The organism is Polynucleobacter antarcticus, assembly GCF_013307245.1.
GTDB lineage: Bacteria > Pseudomonadota > Gammaproteobacteria > Burkholderiales > Burkholderiaceae > Polynucleobacter > Polynucleobacter antarcticus.
In genome coordinates this window covers 782,040-799,418 of sequence record NZ_CP028941.1, presented here as the reverse complement: position 1 = coordinate 799,418, position 17,379 = coordinate 782,040, and the positions used below count along the sequence as shown (strand labels likewise).

General features: G+C 46.0%; 19 protein-coding genes. 9 read left to right on the top strand and 10 right to left on the bottom strand.

Features of this window, described 5'->3' with window-relative positions; translation table 11 throughout:
• The 4 genes from tpiA to rpsO all read right to left on the bottom strand — a co-directional run bounded on the left by tpiA (position 1) and on the right by rpsO (position 4,491).
• Positions 1 to 759 (bottom strand): triose-phosphate isomerase, encoded by a 759-nt coding sequence (gene tpiA / locus DCO16_RS04170; protein WP_173942485.1) that lies wholly within the window; start codon positions 757 to 759, stop codon positions 1 to 3.
• Between the two features lie 21 nt (positions 760 to 780).
• Positions 781 to 1,779, bottom strand: a complete 999-nt coding sequence (locus tag DCO16_RS04165) for an NAD(P)H-quinone oxidoreductase (RefSeq protein ID WP_173942484.1) — start codon at positions 1,777 to 1,779, stop codon at positions 781 to 783.
• A 14-nt stretch (positions 1,780 to 1,793) separates the two neighbouring features.
• Entirely contained in the window at positions 1,794 to 3,950 is a 2,157-nt protein-coding gene (pnp, locus tag DCO16_RS04160; RefSeq protein ID WP_173942483.1) for a polyribonucleotide nucleotidyltransferase, read from the bottom strand.
• A gap of 271 nt (positions 3,951 to 4,221) precedes the next feature.
• Entirely contained in the window at positions 4,222 to 4,491 is a 270-nt protein-coding gene (gene rpsO / locus DCO16_RS04155) for a 30S ribosomal protein S15 (protein ID WP_112204355.1), read from the bottom strand.
• Between the two features lie 232 nt (positions 4,492 to 4,723).
• On the opposite strand from rpsO, the gene DCO16_RS04150 reads away from it, so the two are divergent.
• From DCO16_RS04150 to DCO16_RS04135, 4 genes are all read left to right on the top strand, one after another.
• Entirely contained in the window at positions 4,724 to 5,095 is a 372-nt protein-coding gene (locus DCO16_RS04150; protein ID WP_173942482.1) for a DUF3302 domain-containing protein, read from the top strand.
• A gap of 2 nt (positions 5,096 to 5,097) precedes the next feature.
• Positions 5,098 to 6,054, top strand: coding sequence for an HlyD family secretion protein (locus DCO16_RS04145; RefSeq protein WP_173942481.1), 957 nt, complete (start codon positions 5,098 to 5,100; stop codon positions 6,052 to 6,054).
• Positions 6,054 to 7,445 (top strand): efflux transporter outer membrane subunit, encoded by a 1,392-nt coding sequence (locus DCO16_RS04140; RefSeq protein WP_302480383.1) that lies wholly within the window; start codon positions 6,054 to 6,056, stop codon positions 7,443 to 7,445. The genes DCO16_RS04145 and DCO16_RS04140 overlap by 1 nt, the downstream gene beginning before the upstream one ends.
• 84 nt (positions 7,446 to 7,529) lie before the next feature.
• Entirely contained in the window at positions 7,530 to 8,147 is a 618-nt protein-coding gene (locus tag DCO16_RS04135) for a lipid-binding SYLF domain-containing protein (RefSeq protein WP_173942479.1), read from the top strand.
• A 30-nt stretch (positions 8,148 to 8,177) separates the two neighbouring features.
• On the opposite strand, the gene DCO16_RS04130 is transcribed toward DCO16_RS04135, so the two are convergent.
• The 6 genes from DCO16_RS04130 to DCO16_RS04105 all read right to left on the bottom strand — a co-directional run bounded on the left by DCO16_RS04130 (position 8,178) and on the right by DCO16_RS04105 (position 14,906).
• Entirely contained in the window at positions 8,178 to 9,725 is a 1,548-nt protein-coding gene (locus DCO16_RS04130; protein WP_173942478.1) for a 2-isopropylmalate synthase, read from the bottom strand.
• A 262-nt stretch (positions 9,726 to 9,987) separates the two neighbouring features.
• Positions 9,988 to 10,851 carry a CDP-diacylglycerol--serine O-phosphatidyltransferase gene (pssA, locus tag DCO16_RS04125; protein WP_173942477.1) on the bottom strand — a complete coding sequence of 288 codons (864 nt, stop codon included), beginning with the start codon at positions 10,849 to 10,851 and terminating at the stop codon, positions 9,988 to 9,990.
• 37 nt (positions 10,852 to 10,888) lie between these two features.
• Positions 10,889 to 11,536 carry a phosphatidylserine decarboxylase gene (locus DCO16_RS04120; protein WP_173942476.1) on the bottom strand — a complete coding sequence of 216 codons (648 nt, stop codon included), beginning with the start codon at positions 11,534 to 11,536 and terminating at the stop codon, positions 10,889 to 10,891.
• A 21-nt stretch (positions 11,537 to 11,557) separates the two neighbouring features.
• A complete protein-coding gene (gene ilvC, locus DCO16_RS04115; RefSeq protein ID WP_173942475.1) occupies positions 11,558 to 12,574 on the bottom strand; it encodes a ketol-acid reductoisomerase in 1,017 nt (338 codons plus the stop codon).
• Positions 12,575 to 12,630: 56 nt separating this feature from the next.
• Positions 12,631 to 13,122, bottom strand: a complete 492-nt coding sequence (gene ilvN / locus DCO16_RS04110) for an acetolactate synthase small subunit (RefSeq protein ID WP_173942474.1) — start codon at positions 13,120 to 13,122, stop codon at positions 12,631 to 12,633.
• Positions 13,122 to 14,906: an acetolactate synthase 3 catalytic subunit gene (locus DCO16_RS04105; RefSeq protein WP_173942473.1), complete on the bottom strand. Its 1,785-nt coding sequence runs from the start codon at positions 14,904 to 14,906 to the stop codon at positions 13,122 to 13,124. Before DCO16_RS04105 ends, ilvN begins: the two co-directional genes overlap by 1 nt.
• Before the next feature lie 193 nt (positions 14,907 to 15,099).
• On the opposite strand from DCO16_RS04105, the gene DCO16_RS04100 reads away from it, so the two are divergent.
• From DCO16_RS04100 to DCO16_RS04085, 5 genes are read left to right on the top strand one after another with little or no spacing between them, the layout of a single operon-like run.
• The gene (locus tag DCO16_RS04100; protein WP_173942472.1) at positions 15,100 to 15,669 is read left to right on the top strand and encodes an RNA polymerase sigma factor; all 570 of its coding nucleotides are present in this window, start codon (positions 15,100 to 15,102) and stop codon (positions 15,667 to 15,669) included.
• Positions 15,666 to 16,124, top strand: a complete 459-nt coding sequence (locus DCO16_RS04095; protein WP_254598097.1) for a DUF3619 family protein — start codon at positions 15,666 to 15,668, stop codon at positions 16,122 to 16,124. The genes DCO16_RS04100 and DCO16_RS04095 overlap by 4 nt, the downstream gene beginning before the upstream one ends.
• Before the next feature lie 49 nt (positions 16,125 to 16,173).
• Positions 16,174 to 16,686 (top strand): DUF3106 domain-containing protein, encoded by a 513-nt coding sequence (locus tag DCO16_RS04090; protein ID WP_217426697.1) that lies wholly within the window; start codon positions 16,174 to 16,176, stop codon positions 16,684 to 16,686.
• Complete coding sequence (locus tag DCO16_RS11185; RefSeq protein ID WP_217426696.1) at positions 16,683 to 16,832, top strand: hypothetical protein; 150 nt, start codon at positions 16,683 to 16,685, stop codon at positions 16,830 to 16,832. Before DCO16_RS04090 ends, DCO16_RS11185 begins: the two co-directional genes overlap by 4 nt.
• 33 nt (positions 16,833 to 16,865) lie before the next feature.
• A complete protein-coding gene (locus DCO16_RS04085) occupies positions 16,866 to 17,378 on the top strand; it encodes an RDD family protein (RefSeq protein WP_254598096.1) in 513 nt (170 codons plus the stop codon).
• Position 17,379: the final 1 nt, after the last annotated feature.

The following is a 17,379-nucleotide window of genomic DNA, read 5'->3' as shown; positions in this document are numbered from 1 at the left end:
CTAAGCCTGACAAATCGCTAAGAAATCTTGTGGGTTCAATGAAGCGCCCCCAATCAATCCGCCGTCAATGTCTGGCATCGCAAACAATTCAACAGCATTGTCGGGTTTGACACTGCCGCCATATAAAATTCCCACATGAGAAGCTACATCTTCATCAAATTCCGCCAATTGAAGGCGGATAGCCCGATGCATATCCTGTGCAACTTGAGCACTAGCAAACTTACCAGTTCCAATAGCCCAAACAGGCTCATAGGCAATTAAGCAATCTGCCAAACGATCCTGCAAAACAGCCACCTGCTTGGAAATCTGACCTCGCACTACTTCAATTTCACGCCCGGAATTTCGCTCATCAGCAGATTCTCCAACGCAAATCACCGGAGTCATCCCATTATCGAGGACTTGCAAAGCTTTTTCAGCCACCAGTCCATCACTTTCATGATGAAACTGTCGGCGCTCAGAATGCCCCACAATGACATAAGTACAGCCTAATTCTTTGAGCATGGCAGCAGAAATCTCTCCGGTATAAGCACCGGCGGTGTAAGCCGAGACGTCTTGCGCACCCAAACTCATAAACGCCAAAGAGCATTCCTGAATGAGCCCATGACACTGCGACAAATACGGCGCTGGTACACATACTGAATACTGACGGCCAGCAGGCATACCCTGCTCCATGCCACGACAAACCGTTTTAATCCAACTCGCATTACTCGCAAGACTGCCGTTCATTTTCCAGTTACCGATAACAATGAGGGGGCGCATAGCTAACTCAATACTCAATACTTAAACAGTGAGAACAATCTTACCTACATGCTCAGAAGATTCCATCAGACTATGGGCATCTGCAGCGTGTTCTAAGGTAAACGTTTTATAAATTACGGGTTTTAGCTTGCCCGCATTCAACAATGGCCAAATGCGCGTATGCAACTGCTGTGCAATTTGCTTCTTAAAAGAAATAGGGCGAGGACGTAAGGTAGATCCGGTGATCGTTAAGCGACGACGCAAAATTTGATTCGTACTCACTTCTGCCTTAGAGCCACCTTGGATGGCAATAATCACAATACGGCCATCATCAGCTAAGCAATCAATCTCGCGCTGCACGTAAGCACCTGTGACCATATCGAGAATGACATTGACACCCTTACCGTCAGTGGCCTTCTTTACTTCTTCCACAAAATCTTGGGTTTTATAGTTAATTGCTAAGTCAGCACCCAACTGAATACAGGCAACGCATTTCTCATCAGTACCTGCAGTCACAAACACTTTGTGTCCTAAGGCCTTAGCAATCAAAATAGCTGTTACTCCAATCCCGCTTGATCCGCCTTGTACCAATAAGGTTTCGCCTTCAGCCAGCTCACCCCGCATGAAGACATTACTCCACACGGTGAAGAAAGTCTCAGGCAGTGCAGCAGCTTCTTGATCGGTAAACCCTTTTGGGTAGGGAAGGCATTGGGCAACAGGTGCGGTACAGAATTGCGCATAACCACCACCCTGCACCAGCGCACATACTTTGTCACCTAACTGAAGGCCAAAGACATTATCTGCATGCGCTAAGTCACCGCCAATAATTTCACCAGCCACTTCAAGACCCGGAATATCCGAGGCACCTGCAGGAACAGGATAAAAGCCTTTACGTTGTAAAACGTCTGGGCGATTAATGCCTGCAGCAGCTACTTTAATCAAAATCTCACCCGAACCAGAAGCCGGAGCTACCGGATCAGGACGCGTAGCGGGCACCAACATCTCTGGTGCACCAAATTCCTTAATCTCAATGACGCGCATAGGACTGATTAGGCTTAAACAGTTTCACCGGATACGGGGCTTGCATCTGCAGCACCAGCTAAAGGCGCAATCGTGCCGCCCTCATCTGCCATCGCAGCTTTAAGCGATAAACGTAAACGTCCACGCTCATCTGCTGCTAATAATTTCACGCGAACGATCTGACCTTCTTGCAAATAGTCCTTCACTTCTTTCACGCGTTCATTAGAGATTTCAGAGATGTGCAAGAGACCATCTTTACCCGGAAGAATGTTAATGAGTGCACCGAACTCCAGCAACTTCACGACAGGACCTTCATAGATCTTGCCGACTTCTGCTTCGGCTGTAATACCTTCGATACGGGCTTTTGCTTCTGCCATACCTTCTGCACTAGTAGAAGCAATAGTAACGGTACCATCATCTTTGATATCAATGCTGCAACCTGTTTCTTTAGTCAAGGCTTGAATAGTAGCTCCGCCCTTACCAATCACTTCACGAATCTTGTCTGGATGAATCTTGAAAGACACCATACGTGGCGCATGCGCAGACAGTTCAGTACGAACAGAACCCATCGCTTCTTGCATCTTGCTCAAAATATGCAAACGACCTTCTTTAGCTTGAGCTAATGCGACTTGCATAATTTCTTTAGTAATGCCTTGCACTTTAATATCCATTTGCAATGCGGTAATGCCATTTGCAGTGCCGGCTACTTTAAAGTCCATATCACCTAAGTGATCTTCATCACCCAAGATATCAGTCAACACAGCAAAACGGTTGCCATCCAGAATCAAGCCCATAGCGACACCAGCAACGTGCGCCTTAACTGGAACACCTGCATCCATCATCGCTAAACAGCCACCGCAAACAGAAGCCATGGAAGAGGAGCCATTTGATTCAGTTATTTCTGAAACCACACGAATACTGTAAGCAAAATCTTCTGCACTTGGTAACACTGGAATCAATGCGCGCTTAGCCAAACGACCATGACCGATTTCACGACGCTTTGGGCTACCAACGCGACCGGTTTCGCCAGTAGCAAATGGAGGCATGTTGTAGTGGAACATAAAGCGATCACGGTACTCACCTTCGAGCGCATCGATGATTTGTTCATCTCGTGCTGTACCTAGAGTAGCAACTACCAGGGCTTGTGTTTCACCGCGGGTAAACAACGCTGAACCATGTGTACGTGGCAATACGCCGTTACGAATTTCAATTGGACGAACAGTGCGTGTATCGCGACCATCAATCCGTGGCTCGCCATTCAAGATCTGGCTACGTACAATCTTCGCTTCGATTTCAAACAGGATGTCATTTACTGCTACTGCATCGACATCGCCATCTTCAGCTAATTTTGCCAACACTGATTTAGTTGTTTCTTTGAGTTTGTCTGTACGCGCACCCTTTTGACGAATCTGATAGGCTTCGCGCAATGGGCCTTCTGCTAAAGCAGTAACCTTGGCAATAAACGGCTCATCCTTAGGTGCAGCAGTCCAATCCCACTCAGGCTTGCCAGCTTCACTAACTAAGTCATTGATGGCGTTAATCGCTGTTTGCATTTGGTCATGGCCATATACAACTGCGCCTAACATGATTTCTTCGGACAACTGGTTGGCTTCTGATTCCACCATTAACACTGCAGCTTGCGTACCCGCTACGATCAAATCCATCTCACTGCTTGCTTGCTCTGAACGGGTTGGATTCAATAAGTACTGACCATTGGCGTAACCAACACGTGCTGCGCCCACTGGGCCAGCAAAAGGAATACCAGAGATAGCTAAGGCTGCAGAAGCAGCAATCAAAGCAGGAATATCGGAAGGTACATCTGGGTTGATCGATAACACATGAATCACTACCTGCACTTCGTTTAAAAATCCTTCTGGAAATAATGGACGTAGTGGACGATCAATCAAGCGGGAGATCAATGTCTCGCCTTCAGATGGACGGCCTTCACGGCGGAAGAATCCCCCAGGAATTTTTCCTGCAGCATACGTTTTTTCTAAATAATCTACAGTCAATGGGAAAAAAGACTGTCCAGGCTTGGCAGATTTAGAAGCCACTACTGTACCCATCACTACCGTGTCATCCACGTTCACAATGACAGCACCACCAGATTGACGAGCAATCTCGCCTGTTTCCATAATTACCTGATGATTGCCCCATTGAAACGTTTTTACTGCTTTATTAAACATCGTCATTCTGATCTTCTCCAAATTGTTCACGCAAAACCCACATGGGTCCTGCGCTTGTCGTGGGATAAAGCAGTGTCACGACAACACTGGAGCGTTTGAAGATCTCAGAGGATGCCATTCCAGGGAGACACTAGGCTAATAACCCAGAAACTCATTGGAATGACACGATCCTCTACACAAATAATCTAAAACCGCTCAAAAAACATGCCACCTTCCTAGGGCTGATTCTTAAAAGAAAACAAACCTAAGATAGATGGCATTGCAATACTGATAAAAATTACTTACGCAGGCCTAATTTCTCTATCAAGGCGCGATAGCGACCCAAATCTTTGCCCTTGAGGTAATCCAACAGGCGACGGCGACGTGAAACCATCTTCAACAAGCCACGACGGCTGTGATGGTCTTTAGCGTTAGCCTTGAAATGGGGGGTTAATTCATTAATACGGGCTGTCAGCAATGAAACCTGCACTTCAGGGCTACCCGTATCGTTTGCGCTACGCGCGTTGTCTTTGACGATTTCCGCCGTTTTAATATCAGCAACTGCCATTTTCATACTCCTAACTTGCGAACACTGGAGCTTTCACCCATCTTGTGTCGTGCGATTAAACAAAATAAAACAAAAAAAGCTTTACAAATCAAAGCACTCGAATTGTAGCAGAAGGCAGGCAAAAACTCTTTGTTTAGATTCGGTAAGATATCTCTGTTTACCATTAGACTAATAACGAAAAGACGTTAAACATGATAAATTCCCACAAAATCAGTAATTTAAGGCTGTTTTGATGAAAAAAGTACTATTAAGCGTCCTTTTACTGGCCCCACAACTCGTCAGCGCCTCTTTCCTCCCCCATGATCTCATTGATAGTGTTGCCAATGTAATCTCCTGGGTGATCTTAATTGTGATGCCGATTGGTCTGATTGCCCTCTTTTGGTATGTCCATATCCTCCCGGACACCATTGCCAAGCGCCGTCAGCATCCTCAAAGAGATGCGATTCATGCTTTATGTATTCTGTCCCTATTTTTTGCCGGCCTACTTTGGCCGATTGCCTATCTCTGGGCGTACACCCGTCCGACTATGTACAAGCTTGCCTATGGTAGCGATAAGTACCAGCCTATCGAAGAGGGACAAGACCCAAAGAAAGCAGCCAACTAAGCATGGAAGCACTGATACTCGGCATTTACTCAGGCATTGTTTGGCTGATCTTTTTTAAATACAAGCTCTTACCATGGAACACTATCGCCAAGGTAATTGTGTTCACCATACCCGTAGTGGGCATGATCACCCTCATCATGCTGCTCAATATTTTTGCGCCATCCTCTGGTGATGTCTTGGTAGTTCGTAACTCAGTGGGTATTGTTAGCCAAGTTCGCGGTCGGGTAGTCGAAGTGCCAGTCGCTATCAATCAGCGGGTTAAAAAAGGAGACATCCTTTTTAAGATTGACCCGACTCAATACAAAGCCAATGCAAACTCTATTAAAGCTAAATTTAATCTTGCTAAGTTACGCCTTGAGGAAAATAAACAGCTCGTTGCTAGCGGTGCAGGCAGTCGCTTTGATTTAGAAAAAGCTGACGCTGACTTTGAAGATTTACAAGGGCAATTAATTAGCGCCAACTATGATCTAGAGCAAACCGTGATGCGCGCACCAAGCGATGGTACGGTTGTGAACGTGCAGCTTCGCCCCGGTGCATTTGTGGCTGCCTTTCCGCTGGCATCCGTCATGACATTTCTTGAAGATGCACCGCAAATTTATGCGCTCTTTAATCAAAATGAATTACATCAAATAGAAGTAGGCAACGAAGCAGAATTCTATCTACCGAGTTTTCCAGGAAAAATACTAAAGGCAAAAGTAGAGTCGGTGATTTTGGCTGAAGGTCAAGGACAACTAAATACCTCCGGTAACTTACCCACTATTGGTTTACGAGAAATTCCGACGAATCGTTTTGCTGTCAAGCTAGTACTAGATGAAGAAAAGACTGCCTTACTGCTACCAGCTGGTGCAGTGGGGGATGGTGCGGTATATACCGATCGTCTCGCCTTTTTACACATCATGCGCAAAGTGATGCTACGAATTAGCACCAAGCTCAATTATATTATTCCAAAGTTGCATTGATGCTTATTCGTCAACTCATACGAAGTTGCAATTACCTTGCCTTAAGTATTAGCTTGAGCGCTTGTGTGAGCTCCTTAATGACCAGCAAGGACTTAATAAATAAAGCATTGCCTAGCGTTCAGACACCTAAAACATTTCAAGCAACTGACAATCCGCAAACTACCGTACTAAATGCGAATGATGCGTGGTTAACGCAATTTAATGATCCTGAGTTAAATGAACTCGTTGCTGAAGCTCTCAAAAATAATCCCAGTCTAAGTATTTTTGCTGCACGCAGATCACAAGCCCAATCATTAATAGATGCTGCAGGTGGCGCACTATACCCAGGCATAAGCGCTACGGGAAATCTTGGTGGTAAAGCAGGCTCTAGTGGTACTGGCTTAACAGGCTATTACATTGGTGCTAATTGGGAATTAGATCTGTGGGGTAGAGTTCGAACCCAAAAAGCAGGCGCTACTCAGAATGCAAGAGCTATTAACGCTGATCAAGATGCAGCGCAACTATCACTGTTAGCATCCATTGCAAAATCCGTATGGCTGGCACGCGCACTAACAGAGCAAGCGCGTCTCTCAGAAGAGAGTGCTGCTGCAGCTGAAAAATTACATGCCCTTACTGGAATTCGTGAAAAGATAGGCGCATCTTCTAATAGCGATGTCTTAGCAACACAAAGCTCAGCTGCGCAACTAAAAGAGGGTGCAATTGCATCCGCATTTGCGAGAGATCAATCTTTACGTGCAGTAGAAGTCTTAGTGGGCCGTTATCCTCATGCAAAACCTCTTCGTACTAGCGCCCTGCCCTCTATTCCAAGCGCGATTGATCCGGGGCTACCGATGGACTTACTCGAGCGACGTCCTGATGTCATTGCAGCAGAAGCACGCGTTAATAGTGCTTTTTATACAGTAGATGAAAAACGTTTAGCCAGACTGCCAAAAATTAGCTTATCGGCAGGCCTTGCCTATATTGATAGTCAAGTATTTACCTTGATTAATGGCGCATCTACCAGTTTTGGATTTGGTGTTGGTGCTACCGTACCCATCTTTCAAGGCGGTGCGATTGAGGCGCAAATTGCCTATCAGGACGCTGAGGCCCGTGCCGCTTTAGCAAATTATGGTAAAACTGTACTCACTGCTTTTAATGAAGCAGAAAATAATCTTAATGGTGATCAAGCCTGGAAAAGTCGTAGTGCTTTATTACAAACACAATTAGATAATCAAAAAAGATTGATGAAAAATACAGATAGTGAATTTACTATTGGCCGCATTGATCAACGCCAAGTTCAGCAGCAAAGAATTAAAACCAATACGACTCAAATGGCTTGGAACCAAGGTCGGGTGGATGCCCTATCGCAAAGAGTGAATCTCTTTCTGGCACTAGGCGGACCAGCCTATTAAGCACACTTCAGCAAACCCATCATCAGATAACAAAATTAAGCTTAAAGTCTTATCCACATATATTTACTAACAAACGAGAAGATCATGACACTCAAATCTATTCAAAGCCTGCTTTTATCTCTAGGAATATCGTTAGCTCTATGTCTAGCCCTACTCACCCCGCTGACTGCTAACGCCCAATTTTCTAATCCCTTTGGACCAAGTAAAACCGTTACCCAGCAACGTGAAGACATTTTAAAGAAGAATGATGCGACTTTAAGGCAGCTTTACCGGGTTCAGCCCAAAGCAAAAAGCCTGATTAATAAGTCTGTGGCGTATGCAACATTTAGCAATTTTGGTATGAAGATCCTGATCGCAGGCGGTGGGACTGGAAGTGGCGTAGTAATAAGTAGAAATGGCACAAAACCCATTTATATGAATATGGCTGAGGTTCAGGCAGGGCTTGGCTTTGGAATTAAATCATTTCAAAATATTTTTGTGTTTGAAACCGAGGCTGCTTTAAATGATTTCGTGAACTCAGGCTGGACTTTTGGTGGTCAAGTGACTGCAGCAGCTAAATATGAAAACAATGGTGATGCCTACCAAGACGCAACGATTGTTGCGCCCGGCGTTCTCATGTACCAACTCACAGACTCAGGCCTTGCCGCAGAAATCACCGGCAAAGGCACCAAGTACTACAAGAACACAGACCTCAATAAGTAATCAAGGTTCACAGATGTCGCCGAGAACTTCTTAAGGCGTCATCTGGGCATTGAGCTTCGCGAGGCTTGGATCATGCAATTTGTTCAGTGCTGACAAGTAGGCCTTTGCTGAGGCAGCAATAATATCCGGATCGGTACCTACGCCATTCACAATCCGGCCGCCTTTTGACAAGCGCACGGTCACCTCGCCTTGTGATTGCGTACCCGAAGTAATTGCATTGACTGAATACAGCAATTGCTCTGCCCCACTCTTGGCAATCGCCTCAATCGCATTTAAGCTCGCATCTACAGGGCCATTCCCTTCGGCTGATGAGCTCATCTCTTTGTCACCCATCCGGAAAGTCACCTTGGATGCAGGGCGTTCACCCGTTTCTGAATGCTGACTTATAGAAATAAAATGGTAATGCTCGCCTTCTTCCGCTGCTGCTGCATCTGACATGATGGCAATGATGTCTTCGTCAAAAATATCTACCTTTTGATCGGCCAAGGCTTTGAAACGCGCAAAGGCCTCATTTAAGTCCGCTTCAGCTTCGACCTTGATGCCCAACTCATGTAGGCGTTGCTTAAAGGCATTGCGACCCGATAATTTACCCAAGACAATTTTGTTGGTAGACCAACCCACATCTTCTGCCCGCATAATTTCATAGGTCTCTCGGTTCTTCAAAATACCATCTTGATGAATACCAGAGGCATGAGCAAATGCATTGGCGCCAACCACTGCTTTATTGGGCTGTACTACAAAGCCAGTAATCTGAGAGACCAACTTTGATGACGGCACAATTTGCGTAGCATCAATGCCGCAGACCATAGCAAAATAATCTTTGCGAGTGCGCAAAGCCATCACAACTTCTTCTAGGGCCGTGTTACCAGCACGCTCACCTAAACCATTAACCGTGCACTCGATTTGACGTGCACCACCAATTTTGACGCCTGCTAATGAATTCGCTACCGCCATGCCTAAGTCGTTATGACAATGCACAGACCATACGGCCTTATCTGAATTTGGTACGCGGGTACGCAAAGTTTTAATGAACTCGCCATACAACTCTGGAGTGGCATAACCTACCGTATCCGGAATATTGATCGTAGAGGCTCCCTCATTAATAGTCGCCTCGACCACTCTACATAAGAAATCCATTTCTGAGCGATAACCATCTTCAGCAGAGAACTCCACATCATCTGCCAAATTTCTAGCAAACCGAATAGAGCGTTTTGCTTGCTCTAATACTTCTTCAGGCGACATGCGCAACTTCACAGCCATGTGTAATGGGCTAGTAGCCAAGAAAGCATGAATCCGTTTAGCATTCGCTGCTTTTAAGGCATCAGCTGCACGCGTAATATCTTTTTCGTTAGCCCGGGCAAGTGAACAAACAATCGAATCCTTCACAGCAGCAGCGACCGCCGAGATCGCTTGAAAATCACCCTCTGAACTCGCCGCAAAACCAGCCTCAATCACATCCACTTTGAGACGCTCTAATTGACGGGCAATGCGTACTTTTTCGTCCTTCGTCATCGAGGCACCAGGGGACTGTTCGCCATCACGTAAGGTGGTATCAAAAATAATTACTTTGTCGCTCATCACTGCTCTCCGGTTCAATATCGCTTCATTATCCTGATAGTGCTTATTACTTCCAATACTGGTTACTAGGCCATAAAAACAAAAACCCCAGCTATGAGCTGGGGCTGGTATGTGGTGGTTAATGAATTATCTTTTTCTCATTAACTCAGGCCCTACCCGCCCCAAGCTGTAAGCTTAGTGCTAGTAGAAGGAATCCACTTAAGGGTGAGAAATTGATCAGCATAAGATTAATATAACCTAAATAATGCAGATTCGCCAAATATTAACTGAAGCGGCGGCCAGTCAAGCGCTCCCATCCCCAGATGACGTATCCCGAGATGGAATACACAACAAAGACTCCAAACAGGGTTAATGGGGGGTTAGAGGAAACCAATACAAAGGTCAGAATCATTAAGACCATCACGCCAAACGGCACGCGGTAACGTAAATCCAAGGCTTTACCGCTATAGAAACGGGCATTAGAAACCATCGTCAAACCCGCATAGATGGCTAAAAAGAAGGTAATCCACGGAATGGCGGTGTCACGCACCGGAATCTTATTATCGTCAGCCAACCAAATGAAACCGGCTATCAATGCACCAGCAGCTGGGCTAGGTAAGCCCTGAAAGAACTTCTTATCGACCACCCCAGTATTGACGTTAAAGCGTGCTAAACGCAAAGCGGCGCCAGCACAATAAGTAAAGGCAGCAAGCCAGCCCAACTTACCCATATCTTTTAGAGCCCACTCATAGGCTACCAATGCGGGGGCGACACCAAAAGAAACCATGTCTGCTAGGGAGTCATACTGCTCACCAAAGGCACTCTGGGTATTGGTCATCCGAGCAATCCGGCCATCCATACCATCTAAGACTAGGGAGGCGAAAATTGCAATTGCTGCTGTCTCAAATTGATGATTCATCGCATTGACGATGGCAAAGAAACCACAGAACAAGGCAGCAGTCGTAAAAGCGTTAGGCAAGAGATAGATCCCCTTACTACGTTTACGAGGCTTATCTATATGCAACTCTTCTACTTCAAAATCGACTCCATCTGCTAAATCTTCGGCCCACTCATCTTTGTTGCGGTCTAAGGACTTAGAAGCAATGCGACTGCGGTTAATACGACCGCGACGGCGAAATGTGTTCAAAGAATATCCTGGTAATAGTGCTGCATTAGATTCATGATTAATCTAAACCGGGTACACGGGCCAAAGCAGTATTTGTTGCAAATACTTTATCGCCAACACTCACCAAGGGTTCAGCGCTCAAAGGTAGGTAGACATCCACCCTGGAGCCAAAACGAATAAAACCATAACGCTCACCTGCAGTTAAGCGATCGCCAACGTGTACGTAGCACAGAATACGACGGGCAATCAAGCCGGCTACTTGAACCAAAGTCACGATCTGACCATTGGCATCAATAACAACCGCATTACGCTCATTCTCGGTAGAGGCCTTATCTAAATCGGCATTGACAAACTTACCAGGGAAATATTGGATCTCTTTGACTAAACCATTGACGGCACTTCGGTTGGAATGGACATTAAAGACATTCATAAAAACACTAATCTTTAAGGCTTCGCGACCCGCATAAGGGTCATGTGCTTTTTCTACCACGACAATACGGCCATCTGCGGGAGACAAAATCAAATCACGACCTAAGGCAGCAATACGCTGTGGGTCACGAAAGAATTGCAGCACAAAGAAGAAAATAATCCACAGTGGCCATGACCATGCCAAGCCACCAAAATAATGGGCTAACAAAGTCACCACTCCCACTAAAGCCAAATACGGCCAACCTTCACGCGCAATAATGGGGTGTGGATACATCATCTTATGTTCTGAGCTTTCTCTTTAGTTCTTCGTTTGATCAACTAATTTGTTCTTCGCAATCCAAGGCATCATGGCGCGCAACTTAGCACCCACCACTTCAATGTCATGCTCTGCATTTAAACGACGACGTGATATCAAAGTAGGTGCACCTGCTTTGTTTTCCAAGATAAAGCTCTTCGCGTATTCACCAGTCTGAATATCTTTCAAAACTTGACGCATCACATTCTTAGTGTCTTCCGTCACGATGCGGGGACCAGTGACATACTCACCATACTCTGCATTGTTAGAGATAGAGTAATTCATGTTAGCAATGCCGCCCTCGTAGATCAAATCCACAATCAACTTGAGTTCATGCAAGCACTCGAAATAAGCCATCTCTGGAGCGTAACCCGCTTCAACTAATGTCTCAAAACCGGCTTTGATAAGTTCTACTGCACCACCACAAAGTACTGCCTGCTCACCGAACAAATCGGTTTCTGTTTCTTCACGGAAATTGGTTTCAATGATGCCGGCACGACCACCACCATTTGCAGTTGCATAGGACAAGGCAACATCACGTGCAGAGCCTGACTTATCTTGGTATACCGCGATCAGATGGGGCACACCGCCACCCTGGGCATAAGTCCCACGCACAGTGTGACCTGGAGCCTTAGGGGCAATCATGATTACATCAGAATCAGCGCGTGGCTGAACTTGGCCATAATGCACGTTAAAGCCATGCGCAAAAGCAAGCGCTGCTCCCTGCTTAATATTGCCATGCACTTCTTTGGCATATACCTCGCCAATTTGCTCGTCAGGCAACAACATCATGACTACGTCAGCATCTTTCACCGCATCCGCTACTTCTTTTACATTCAAGCCAGCATTGGCAGCCTTACTCCATGAAGCACCATTCTTACGCAAACCTACAGTGACATTTACACCGGAGTCTTTGAGGTTCAATGCATGCGCATGACCTTGTGAACCGTAACCAATGATGGTGACTTTTTTGCCTTTAATAAGGGATAAGTCCGCGTCTTTATCGTAAAAAACTTTCATGCTCTTTCCTTGTATTGAAAATAAGTAGTAATGCAGTAATAAATAAGTTTAAAAAATTACACCTTTAAGATACGTTCACCGCGCCCGATACCAGAACCACCCGAGCGGACGGTTTCGAGGATAGAGGCACGATCAATCGAATCAATAAAGGCGTCTAATTTGCTGCCATCTCCGGTCAATTCAATGGTGTAACTCTTATCTGTCACATCAATAATTCGACCGCGGAAGATATCCGTTGTGCGCTTCAGCTCTTCACGCTCTTTACCAACTGCGCGCACTTTAATCATCATAAGCTCGCGCTCAATGTGTGGGCCCTCGGTCAAATCAAATACTTTGACTACTTCTACTAGACGATTTAAGTGCTTGGTAATTTGCTCAATCACATCATCGGAGCCAATGGTCACAATGGTCATGCGAGACAGAGAAGGATCTTCAGTGGGCGCAACACTTAAAGACTCAATGTTGTAACCACGTGCTGAAAACAAACCCACTACGCGTGACAATGCCCCAGGTTCATTCTCAATGAGAACAGAAATAATATGTCGCATCAAAGTTCCTCGCTACCCAATAGCATGTCTGTAATACCCTTACCTGCTTGCACCATTGGCCAAACGTTTTCTTCTGGGTCTGTCTGGAAATCCATAAACACCGTACGATCTTTTAAGCGAATCGCTTCCTTGAGGGCGCCCTCAACATCAGACTTTTTCTCAATGCGCATTCCAACGTGTCCAAAAGCTTCCGCTAATTTTACAAAGTCTGGCAATGAATCCATGTAAGAGCTGGAGTAACGCTTGTTATAAGTGAGCTCCTGCCATTGACGTACCATACCGAGATAGCGATTGTTCAGTGACACAATTTTCACTGGCGTGTTGTATTGCTTACAGGTGGACAATTCTTGGATACACATCTGAATCGAGCCTTCACCAGTAATCGCAAAGACATCTTGATCCGGAAATGCTTTCTTGATGCCCATAGCGTAAGGCAAACCTACGCCCATAGTACCCAGACCACCTGAATTAATCCAACGGCGAGGCTTATCAAACTTATAGAACTGTGCAGCCCACATCTGGTGCTGTCCAACGTCTGAAGTAATAAATGCGTCACCACCTGTCAACTCCCACAGCTTTTGAACCACATACTGCGGCTTCACAATTTGGGAAGCTTCATCATATTTCAAGCAATCTTTTTTACGCCACTCATTAATTTGCGCCCACCATGCGGCTACTTTGGCATCATTTTGGCGAGGGCCTGCTGCTTTAAGCAGGGCAGTCATTTCTTGCAATACTTCTTTAAGATTGCCCACGATCGGTACATCGACCTTCACGCGCTTAGAGATAACTGATGGATCGATATCGATATGGATGATCTTGCGAGGGTTGCCTGCAAAATGCGATGGGTTACCGATTACGCGATCATCAAATCGTGCACCAATGGCAATCAACACATCACTGTGCTGCATAGCCATATTGGCTTCGTAAGTACCATGCATCCCTAACATGCCCACAAATTGGGGGCTCGTACCAGGAAAACCGCCCAAGCCCATCAAGGTGTTGGTGACGGGATAACCCAGTAAATCTGCAAACTCTTTCAGCTCTGGAGCTGCGTCAGCCAAAATCACACCACCACCGGTATAGATAAAGGGGCGCTCTGCTTCTTGCAGTAAAGAAATCGCTTTACGAATTTGCCCACTATGACCCTTAACAACAGGGTTATAGGAGCGCATCTCTAAGGTTTCTGGATAGACAAAAGGTGCTTTAGCGGCAGATACATCCTTCGGGATATCAATCAGCACAGGGCCAGGACGACCCGTCTGTGCAATATGAAAGGCCTTCTTCAATACCAGTGGAAGATCTCTGACATCCTTGACTAAGAAGTTATGTTTCACGATTGGGCGGGTGATACCCACGGTATCGGCCTCTTGAAAGGCATCCTCACCAATCGCATAGGTCGGCACGTTGCCACTGATGATCACCATCGGGATCGAATCTGTGTAGGCAGTAGCAATACCTGTTACGGCATTGGTAACTCCGGGACCAGAGGTCACCAGTGCTACACCAACCTTGCCCGTGGCGCGCGCGTAACCGTCAGCTGCATGGACAGCTGCCTGCTCATGGCGCACCAAGATGTGCTCAAACTTATCTTGTTTAAAAATTTCATCGTAGATGAAGAGCACAGAGCCGCCGGGATATCCCCACACGAATTCCACACCTTCTGCATGCAATGCACGCACAAGCATCTCGGCGCCAATGATTTCTGGGGCTGCTACGATATTAGGGTTTGTTTTGTCTTTGTTAGCTGTAGAAGCTAAAAATTCTGCGCTGCTAGTATTCATTTTCTTTCGTCCTTTGCAATTTTCGGCAAAAAATTGATTGGTCTGTTCTGTCTCCTGCTTGTGGCCTGAGTTCGAACGGCGCTGCTACCGACAAAAGTCACTTCGTAAATGACGATCTTGGTAGTAAGCCCTATATTCTATAGTAATCCCTTAAAATGAGCCAATTCCCTCTGATTCAGGTCTAATCTACTGAATGGCTTCACCCCAAGAACTTTCTGACTTTCTCAGTAATGTTGAGCAGCGTGCTTTTAAACAAGCGGTTTACGCTGTGCGAGATGACGATGCTGCGTTAGATATTGTTCAGGATGCCATGATTAAGCTGGCCGAAAAGTATGGAGACCGCCCAGCAGCCGAGCTCCCTTTAGTTTTCACCAGAATCTTGCAAAACCGCATTCATGACTGGTTTAGGCGGCAAAAGGTCCGCAATACCTGGGTGACGCTTTTCTCCAATATGGGCAAGAGATCTGATGAAAGTGATGATTTTGACCCTCTGGAGTCCCTTGCGGCCCCTGATGACAGTGAAATTCACCAAGATGGGGCATATAAATTAGAACGGACTCAGCTTTTACAGGCCCTGGAGACAGAAATATCAAAATTGCCTGCCCGTCAACGAGAAGCCTTCCTGATGCGTTACTGGGATGAGCTGAGTATTACTGAAACTGCCCAAGCGATGCGTTGTAGCGAAGGTAGTGTCAAAACCCACTGCTCAAGAGCCACCCAGGCTCTAGCTAAAGCATTGAAATTAAAAGGAATTACGCTGTGAACATTGCTAAGCAAGATCTTCTAGACTCAACAGAAGTCGACCAGTTTGGTCGAGCTACTGCTGCCCTGCTCCGCCACGGATCTCAATCCCTGCCTGCAGATATTAAAGATCGCCTATACGCTGCTCGCATTAAGGCCCTTGCCGTCAAAAAGCCAGAAAAAGTAGCCATCACGCAATTTGCCTTAGCGGGTACCGCTGGAAATTGGTCCTCAGGATCCCGTGCCTTTTGGAACAGTACTGGCTGGATGGCGCCATTGATAGTTCTGGTGATGGGCTTAGTGGGCATCGCCCAATGGCAACAAGACTCCCGTATTAATGACATTGCTGAGCTAGATATTGCGCTGTTAACGGATGATGTTCCACCCGATGCCTATGCGGATAATGGATTTCTAGGATTTCTGAAAAATGGCCTCCCGGCAGATTCAGATAAAGTGAGTCTAGATTCGCCGAAATAAATCGGTTTTCCTGTAGGCCAATATCCAGAATATCGAGCTTTTGTAGCACATGCTAAAAACATTCAGACTCTACCGCGTCGCTTTTGCTATCAACAAAATGATGTTGATTGTCACGCTCACGCTGGGCGGAATTGGCTTGATAGCAAGCCCAGGGATATTTGCTCAAACCCCAGGAGGCGCTCACGGAAAAACGACTGGTATCCCTGAGAAAAAACCCGATGGGACTTGGGAGGGCTTAAGGCCTGCGCAACAAAAAATCTTAGCCCCTCTGGAAGAAGATTGGGACTATATGCTCCCAGATAGTCGAAAAAAATGGATTCAGGTGGCTAATCTTTATCCAAAAATGAGTGAGGTGGATCAACAGCGCCTCCAATCGCGCATGACGAGCTGGTCTAATCTTTCTCAAAAAAATCGACGCCTCGCACGCGAAAATTACCTTAGTAGCCTGAAATTTCCTGCCGAGAAAAAATCGGAGGCTTGGAGTGCTTATCAAAAACTCAGTGATGAACAGAAAAAGAAATTAGCGCAAACTGAAGCAAGCAAAAAAAACCCACTGCAATGAATGCACCTACTTTGCAGCAACATTCTATTCCGAAAAAAACGAGCCTCACTGCGCCTCCAACAGCAGCTAGTAGCCCCTCTGCTGAGAGCCCCAACGCTCCGAATACTCCCAGCACACTAAACCCAGATGCTGGCCCAAGCGATTAATGCACCGTGATAACTTCTGCTGAACTTAATATCTTGCCCGCGCCACAATTTTGGCGTCGTGTTTTTTGTAGTCTCTATGAACAGCTTGTTTTACTGGGTGTGATTGCCCTGACTTTTTTACTGCCTAATTTAGGCCTAGGCGTTCTGTTTGGAGTGTCTTTGCCAAGCTGGCTGACTTTCTTATATTTATATGGCGTTCTCGGCCTTTACTTTGTTTGGTACTGGCTCAAGTCTGGTCAAACATTGGCCATGCAAACTTGGCGCATTCGTATCATCGGGCCAAATGGTGACCGCCTCAGTAAAAAACAAGCTATCTTGCGTTATGTCTTTGGGTCTTTGTGGCTTTTGCCTTGTGTACTGTTGCAATGGATTTTTTCCCTTGAAAAATGGCAAATCCTCAGCATGCTATTTATCGTTGCTTTATTTCTGTGGCCTCTCACGATCTACTTGAACCGGGTTACCCCTCTCTTGCGTCAAGGCCTACCAGACCGCTGGGCAGGCAGTCGCCTAGTGGAGTTGCCCAAGAACCTAGTTACCCTGAAATAAA

What these genes read in the sequence shown, in the direction of transcription:
- DCO16_RS04145 (WP_173942481.1), top strand. Translation starts at nt 5,098, where the DNA reads ATGGAAGCACTGATACTCGGCATTTACTCAGGCATTGTTTGGCTGATC.
- DCO16_RS04140 (WP_302480383.1), top strand. Translation starts at nt 6,054, where the DNA reads ATGCTTATTCGTCAACTCATACGAAGTTGCAATTACCTTGCCTTAAGT.
- DCO16_RS04135 (WP_173942479.1), top strand. Translation starts at nt 7,530, where the DNA reads ATGACACTCAAATCTATTCAAAGCCTGCTTTTATCTCTAGGAATATCG.
- DCO16_RS04130 (WP_173942478.1), bottom strand. Translation starts at nt 9,725, where the DNA reads ATGAGCGACAAAGTAATTATTTTTGATACCACCTTACGTGATGGCGAA.
- DCO16_RS04105 (WP_173942473.1), bottom strand. Translation starts at nt 14,906, where the DNA reads ATGAATACTAGCAGCGCAGAATTTTTAGCTTCTACAGCTAACAAAGAC.
- tpiA (WP_173942485.1), bottom strand. Translation starts at nt 759, where the DNA reads ATGCGCCCCCTCATTGTTATCGGTAACTGGAAAATGAACGGCAGTCTT.
- DCO16_RS04120 (WP_173942476.1), bottom strand. Translation starts at nt 11,536, where the DNA reads ATGATGTATCCACACCCCATTATTGCGCGTGAAGGTTGGCCGTATTTG.
- DCO16_RS04150 (WP_173942482.1), top strand. Translation starts at nt 4,724, where the DNA reads ATGAAAAAAGTACTATTAAGCGTCCTTTTACTGGCCCCACAACTCGTC.
- ilvC (WP_173942475.1), bottom strand. Translation starts at nt 12,574, where the DNA reads ATGAAAGTTTTTTACGATAAAGACGCGGACTTATCCCTTATTAAAGGC.
- DCO16_RS04165 (WP_173942484.1), bottom strand. Translation starts at nt 1,779, where the DNA reads ATGCGCGTCATTGAGATTAAGGAATTTGGTGCACCAGAGATGTTGGTG.
- DCO16_RS11185 (WP_217426696.1), top strand. Translation starts at nt 16,683, where the DNA reads ATGAATGCACCTACTTTGCAGCAACATTCTATTCCGAAAAAAACGAGC.
- DCO16_RS04090 (WP_217426697.1), top strand. Translation starts at nt 16,174, where the DNA reads ATGCTAAAAACATTCAGACTCTACCGCGTCGCTTTTGCTATCAACAAA.
- rpsO (WP_112204355.1), bottom strand. Translation starts at nt 4,491, where the DNA reads ATGGCAGTTGCTGATATTAAAACGGCGGAAATCGTCAAAGACAACGCG.
- DCO16_RS04100 (WP_173942472.1), top strand. Translation starts at nt 15,100, where the DNA reads ATGGCTTCACCCCAAGAACTTTCTGACTTTCTCAGTAATGTTGAGCAG.
- pnp (WP_173942483.1), bottom strand. Translation starts at nt 3,950, where the DNA reads ATGACGATGTTTAATAAAGCAGTAAAAACGTTTCAATGGGGCAATCAT.
- ilvN (WP_173942474.1), bottom strand. Translation starts at nt 13,122, where the DNA reads ATGCGACATATTATTTCTGTTCTCATTGAGAATGAACCTGGGGCATTG.